5 protein-coding genes are annotated in these 6,833 nt (G+C 35.7%); 4 read left to right on the top strand and 1 reads right to left on the bottom strand.

All coding sequences use genetic code 11. The features are described from left to right. The first annotated feature begins 66 nt into the window (after nucleotides 1–66). From NAAC61_RS06365 to NAAC61_RS11215, 4 genes are all read left to right on the top strand, one after another. On the top strand, nucleotides 67–1,224 hold the full coding sequence (locus NAAC61_RS06365; RefSeq protein ID WP_202695531.1) for an amidohydrolase: 1,158 nt from the start codon (nucleotides 67–69) through the stop codon (nucleotides 1,222–1,224). A gap of 146 nt (nucleotides 1,225–1,370) precedes the next feature. Continuing rightward, a complete protein-coding gene (tdh, locus tag NAAC61_RS06360; RefSeq protein ID WP_012209347.1) occupies nucleotides 1,371–2,423 on the top strand; it encodes an L-threonine 3-dehydrogenase in 1,053 nt (350 codons plus the stop codon). Nucleotides 2,424–2,425: 2 nt separating this feature from the next. Next, the gene (locus tag NAAC61_RS06355) at nucleotides 2,426–3,607 is read left to right on the top strand and encodes a glycine C-acetyltransferase (RefSeq protein WP_202695530.1); all 1,182 of its coding nucleotides are present in this window, start codon (nucleotides 2,426–2,428) and stop codon (nucleotides 3,605–3,607) included. Between the two features lie 148 nt (nucleotides 3,608–3,755). Beyond that, nucleotides 3,756–4,901 (top strand): SBBP repeat-containing protein, encoded by a 1,146-nt coding sequence (locus NAAC61_RS11215; RefSeq protein WP_202695529.1) that lies wholly within the window; start codon nucleotides 3,756–3,758, stop codon nucleotides 4,899–4,901. Between the two features lie 45 nt (nucleotides 4,902–4,946). Here the strand turns inward: NAAC61_RS11215 and mnmG are convergent, their stop codons facing one another. Then, the gene (gene mnmG / locus NAAC61_RS06345; protein ID WP_202695528.1) at nucleotides 4,947–6,824 is read right to left on the bottom strand and encodes a tRNA uridine-5-carboxymethylaminomethyl(34) synthesis enzyme MnmG; all 1,878 of its coding nucleotides are present in this window, start codon (nucleotides 6,822–6,824) and stop codon (nucleotides 4,947–4,949) included. Nucleotides 6,825–6,833 lie beyond the last annotated feature (9 nt).

Here is a 6,833-nt window from a genome sequence, read left to right as displayed (position 1 = left end):
AAAGGGGCGCTATAAATAAAGATTCTTAAGACAGTAGTCAACAATACTAAAAGGGGGAATACTTTTATGAAAACACTTTTATTGAAAAATGGATACATTTATCCTATTTCCAGGGAACCTTTTGTCGGAGATATTTTGATAGAAGATGGCATAATCAAGCAAATAGGCGAAGATCTGCAGGTTAAAGCAGAAGAGGTAATAGATGCAACAAATAAGTATATCCTACCAGGATTTATCGATGCACATTCCCATATTGGTTTGTTTGAAGAAGGTGTTGGAGCCTCTTACCAAGACGGAAATGAAGCGACGGACCCTGTTACACCACAAGTTAGGGCGATTGATGCCTTTTATCCCGAAGACGCTGCTATAAAAAGAGCTCTATCTGGGGGGGTTACAACGGTGATGATAGTGCCAGGTAGTGCAAACCCCATTGGAGGTCAGGGGGCTATATTGAAGTTAAATTCTCAAATAACCGATGAAGCTATTTTAAGAGAACCTGCTGGCCTTAAAATGGCTTTGGGTGAAAATCCTAAAAAAGTATATGGTTCTTACAACAAAACTCCATCTACTAGGCTAGGAAATGCTGCAGTAATAAGAGATTATTTTACTAAAGTTAGAAATTATATTGAAAAGAAGAAATCTGCAGAAAAAGAAGGGAAAGCTTTTACTGAGACAGACATCAAATTTGAAATTGGCGAGAAAGTTCTAAATAAGCAAATTCCAGCAAGGATTCATGCCCACAGGAAAGACGATATTTTAACTGCGATAAGGTTATCTGAAGAATTTGGGTTTGACCTGGTTATTGAACACGCAACAGAGGCTTATAAAATCCCTGATTTTATTAAAGAAAAAAATATTCCATTGATTTTGGGACCTCTACTAGGTTTTAGAACAAAATTGGAAACCAGAGATATGCGGTTTGAGTCGATAAAAATAATTAATGAGAAGGGAATCTTAGCTGCGTTGATGTGTGATCATCCTGTAACTCATTTAGAACACGCTTCGATACAAGCAGCTACTGCCTTAAGGTATGGAGCCAAGGAAGAAGACTTGCTAAAAATGTTAACGATAAATCCAGCTAAAATTCTAAAGATAGAAAAACGTTTAGGAACTATTGATGAAAGCAAGGACGCAGATTTGGTTTTGTGGAGCGGTCATCCTTTTGACCCCAGAAGCATTGTAGAAAAGACACTGATAAATGGAACTGTGGTTTATGAATCGTAAAATTACTCGCTAATTTTGTTTTAATTAACCATAATCACCTATTATTGTCTATTTTTGCCTATAAACTACTCTCCTGAGGTTTGAAAAAAATTTCATAGTGAGTTACTATATATAATAGTAGTTATCTTTTAAAGGAGAGTGAAAAAATGAAGGCTATTGTAAAAGCCAAACCAGGAAAAGGGTTAACCCTAATGGAAGTAGAAGAACCAACTTTACAGTTTTCACACGATGTAAAGATTAAAATTTTAAAAGTATCGGTATGTGGGACTGATGTACATATTTACGAATGGAATGATTGGGCAAAAGACCGAATTAAGCAATTCCCACAAATCGATGGCCATGAATTTGTTGGAAGGGTAATCGAAGTTGGAAATGAAGTTAAAAGCGTTAAACCTGGAGATTTAGTTGTTTCAGACAGTCATATACCTTGTGGTTATTGTCATCAGTGTAGAACAGGAAATATGCATGTATGCCAGAATTTAAAGATCTTAGGAGTAGATAGAGATGGCGTTTTTTCTGAATACGCCGTTCTACCAGATACAGTTTTGATAAAAATCGACGAAAGTATACCTTTAAAATATGCATCTGTGATGGAACCTTTGGGAAATGCGATTTTTACAACAACTGCAGCCGATCTTAGAGGTAAAGTAGTTTTAATTGCCGGAGCGGGACCTATTGGCGCTATGGCGATAGAAATTGCCAAATTATCCGGAGCAGCTTTCATTATAGTAAGTGAACCTTCTGATTACAGGATCAATATGGCAAAATCTTTAGGGGCTGATTTAGTTATAAATCCGAAGGAGAAGTCTGTAGTTGAAGAAGTATTAAAAATAACCTCTGGATTGGGAGCAGATGTCTTTCTTGAAATGTCAGGAAATGAAAACGCTCTGAACGATGGTATAAAATCATTAAAAAGCACAGGAGTGGCATCCATCTTAGGGGTTTATCCTGAAAGCAAGATAAAGTTTGAAATGAATACCGCAGTTTTTAAAAATCTTACTATTCACACGATTACTGGAAGAAAGATGTTTGAAACGTGGTATATGGCTATAAACTGGCTGAAATATCATAAATTGGATTTAAGTAAAGTCGTTACGCATGAATTTGACTTTGAAAATTTTGAAGAAGCTTTCGAATTGATGGCCAGTGGGAAAAGCGGTAAGATAGTTTTAAACGTTACAAAAGAGGAGGAGGTTTGATTATGGATTTTTATGAACAATTGAGAGAAGAGTTGAAAAAGCTCGAAGACTCTGGTTTACTTATCACCATAAGAACACTTGAAAGTGCACAAGGCGCTTGGATCAATATCAATGGTAAAAAGGTTTTAAATATGTGTTCTAACAATTATTTGGGTTTGGCAAACAACGAAAGGCTTAAAGAAGCTGCTATTAATGCGATTAAAAACTGGGGTGTAGGTCCAGGTGCAGTTAGAACAATAGCTGGGACTATGAAGATTCACGAAGAATTAGAAAAAAAGCTAGCGGAATTCAAAAAAGTAGAGGCAACTCTCGTTGTTCAATCTGGATTTAACGCAAATCAAGCTGTTATTCCTACTATAACAAATGAGGAAGATGGTATTTTATCAGATGAACTTAATCACGCAAGCATAATAGATGGGGTTAGGTTATCGAAGGCAAAAAGATACATATGGAAACATAAAGACTTAAACTCCTTGGAAGAGCAATTGGTTAAGGCACAAAAAGATAATTGTAGAAGAAAATTAATTATAACTGATGGTGTTTTTAGCATGGATGGAGATATTGCACCTCTTCCAGGAATTGTGGAACTAGCCAAAAAATATGATGCTTTAGTAATGGTGGATGATGCACATGGAGAAGGAGTATTAGGAGAAAACGGTAGGGGAATAGCGGATCATTTCAATTTGACGGACGAAGTGGATATAGAAATTGGAACTTTATCTAAAGCCTTTGGAGTTGTGGGTGGATTCGTCGCAGGTAAAAAGGTATTAATCGATTATTTAAAACAACAAGCAAGACCATTTCTATTCTCTAGTTCTTTGTCACCAGCAGAAACGGCTGCAGCTTTAGAAGCAACGAAAACACTTTATGAATCTAATGAGTTAGTAAAAAAACTTTGGGATAACGCCAAATATTTTCAAAGTAAGCTAAAAGAAATGGGGTATGATATCGGAGTTACTGAAACCCCTATAACCCCGGTTATGATCTATGATGAAAAGAAAACAAAAGAATTTAGCTCAAAACTATATGAAGAAGGTATTTTTGCATCTAGCATAGTTTACCCCACCGTTCCAAAAGGGAAAGCCAGAATAAGGGTAATGATAAGTGCTTTACACAGTACAGAAGACTTAGACTATGCTTTAAGTAAATTTGAAAAAATAGGTAAAAGTTTTGGTGTTCTATAAATTGTTGTGTAATTTTTAAATTTTTATGATATAATAAATAAGAAAATGTTTTTTGTAATTTCAATAATTTTAAATTTAGAAATTAGATTTAAAGTAAGTTTTAGAGATTCTATAGGTAGTAAAATATATAAAGATAGGAGGGATTGTGGTGAAATCAAAAATTGTTTTGGTATTGGTGTTAACAGTATCTCTTTTTGCGATGGCTTCTTTAACCCTTGATTGGGGAAGAGTATACACCCTTGGTGGATCTCAGGAGATCTTCGATGTAAAATCTACAGATGAGGGGGTATATCTTTTTGGATACACCAATGAAAAAGGATTCAACGAAGATATTTTAATTTTGGAATTCGATCAAGAGGGTAACGTAGTTTATGAAAACAAGTTAGGTGGAAATTACAACGATTGGGCAAATCAAGGAATTTTAACTTCTGATGGTGATATGCTCTTGGTTGGAACATCGAATTCTTACGGAAGTGATTCAGATTTCTACGTTTCAAAAATAGGTAACAACAAATTCTCTACGAACATTAATAAACTAGGTAACGACAAAGGTTCAGCTGTTGTAGAAGTAGAGGATGGCTATGTTGTAGTAGGCTATGGTTCCGATCCTGATACATTAAACATGCGAGGAAAAATGGTAAAATTGAATAAAGAAGGAAAAGTTGTATTTGAAAAGTGGCTTCCTTACTTTGTTGCTGGCTCTGATACTAAACCTTTGAGTATTCAAAAAACTTCAGACGGTAATTTCATCATTGCAGGCACGGTAGTACAATTATTTGAAAATAAGACCCAATTTTATCTGGCTAAGGTTGATCCCAATGGAGAAGAAATCTGGACCAAAGTTTTTGCTCCAAGAGATTATGCTAGAGGCTTCGATGTTAAAGAAGTATCTGGAGGCTACGTAGCAGTTGGTTATGAAGGTTCATGGGATTCAAAATGGTCAGATATCTATGTTGTAAAGGTTAACCCAGAGGGACATATTTTGTGGGAAAGTTTTTATGGAGATGTAGAAAGTGATCACGGTTATTCAGTTGCCGTAGGTCCAAATGGAAATATATACGTTGCGGGATACGTTACAACCCTGAACGGTGACAAAGATTTTGCTATACTTGAATACGATAATAACGGTAATTTGTTAAGTGAAAAATCTCTTGGTGGATACGGCGATGATGTCGCTTATGCCATAGATATTGATGATAATGGTAACCTCTATGTTGCTGGATATTCTCAATCATCAGATTTGGGTGCAGATGCTCACAAAGATGTCTTTATTTTAAAATACACAGTAAAATAAATTTTAAACCGCCCCTATAAAATGTTGGGGCGGTTTTTATTTTAACTACCTTATTTTATCTTTTTGCTTCAAATAAATTCTTAAGTTTATAGCATCAGCCGGATTTATGCCAGGTATCCTTAAGAGTTGTCCAAAAGTTTCTGGGTTGATTTTTTTCAATTTTTCTTTAGCTTCATAGGCAATGTTGTTAATTTTGTCATATTCTATATCGCTTGGTATCTTTTCCTTTTCGAGCTCTTTCATTTTTGCGATCTCATCTTGCATCCTTTGAAAATATCCGTTATATTTGAAGTGAATGTCGATTTGTTCGATAACTTCCTTTTCTTCAACTGCTTCTTCGTCTAAGTGTTTTAAATCAGTATAAGATATTTCGCTTCTTTTGAGTAATTCACTCATGTGAACAGGCTGAGTGATTTTTGAAGAGCCTTTTGAGGCTAAAATGTCGTTAACTTGATTAGGTGATACTTTAATTTGGTCCAATCTGTTAATTTGATGATTTATCAAATTTTCCATTCTATGAAGTTGTTCGTATTGTTCTTTACTCAATAAACCGTATTTGTATCCATACTTATACAACCTTAAATGAGCGTTATCATGTCGGAGCAACAACCTGTATTCAGCGCGGGAAGTAAGCAATCTGTATGGCTCATCTACTCCTTTTGTGATAAGGTCGTCGATAAGAACCCCAAGGTAAGCCTCGGACCTGTCAAGAATAAAAGGTTCTTCCCCCCTGATTTTTAAAGCAGCATTAATTCCTGCTATAAGTCCTTGACCTGCGGCTTCTTCGTAACCGCTTGTACCATTGATTTGGCCAGCCAAGAATAATCCTTCTATTTTTTTTGTTTCAAGGTTGTGTTTCAATTGGATCGGATTTACAAAATCGTATTCAACGGCATAAGCAGGCCTTTCAATTATAGCATTTTCTAAACCAGGTATAGTTTTCAAAATCTCAATCTGCGCTTCAAAAGGTAAACTCGTACTCAATCCATTTAAATAGATCTCTTTTGAATGTTTAGATTCCGGTTCAAGGAAAAATTGATGGGTATCCTTATTGAATTTCATAACTTTATCTTCAATGGAAGGGCAATACCTAGGACCAATGGACTGGATTAATTTCACATCTCCATACAAAGGAGAGAATGCGATATATTTTCTAATAACTTCGTGGGTCTTGCTGTTGGTTCTCCCTAAATAACAAGGATAATCCTTTGTTAAGACTCTTGGTTGACTCCAGTAAGAAAAAGCGAGAGGTTCATCAGCGGTTTCTTGGATATCAAATTTAGAAAAATCGATAGAATCTTTTCTCACCCTTGCAGGTGTCCCCGTTTTAAATCTCGATACTTCCAAACCTTCTTTAATTAAAGAATATGTCAATGAATTTGCAGGAAGTTCTCCCATTCTACCAGCTTCAAAAGCGTTTCTGCCAACAAAGATTTTCCCTCTCAAAAATGTTCCTGTAGTTAAAATCACGACTTTAGCAAAGTATTTCATTCCTAATTCTGTTTCTAACCCTATTATTTTACCGTTTTCTACTAGAATATTTTTCGCTATTCCATGTCTCAGAATCAGATTATCTGTGGTTTCTAATATTTCTTTCATTCTTTGTGAGTAATCGTATTTGTCGATTTGAGCTCTTAAAGCCCTAACAGCGATACCTTTACTTGTATTTAGCATTCTGATGTTGATCATTGTTTCGTCTGTTACCTTCGCTTGTACTCCGCCAAGTGCATCTATCTCCCTTGCTACAACGCCCTTAGCGGGGCCTCCAATGGCAGGATTACATGGAGCCCATCCTAAAGTGTCTAAATTTATATTCATTATTAAAGTATTCATTCCCATTTTAGCTGAGGCTAAAGCAGCTTCAATCCCGGCATGGCCAGCTCCTACAACAATAACATCAAAACTGTTTTCTTTGTTTTCCAAAAATCATAC

The organism is Petrotoga sp. 8T1HF07.NaAc.6.1, assembly GCF_016772115.1.
GTDB lineage: Bacteria > Thermotogota > Thermotogae > Petrotogales > Petrotogaceae > Petrotoga > Petrotoga mobilis.
The sequence above is the reverse complement of the archived record's forward strand: the minus strand, read 5'-3'. Positions and strand labels throughout refer to the sequence as shown.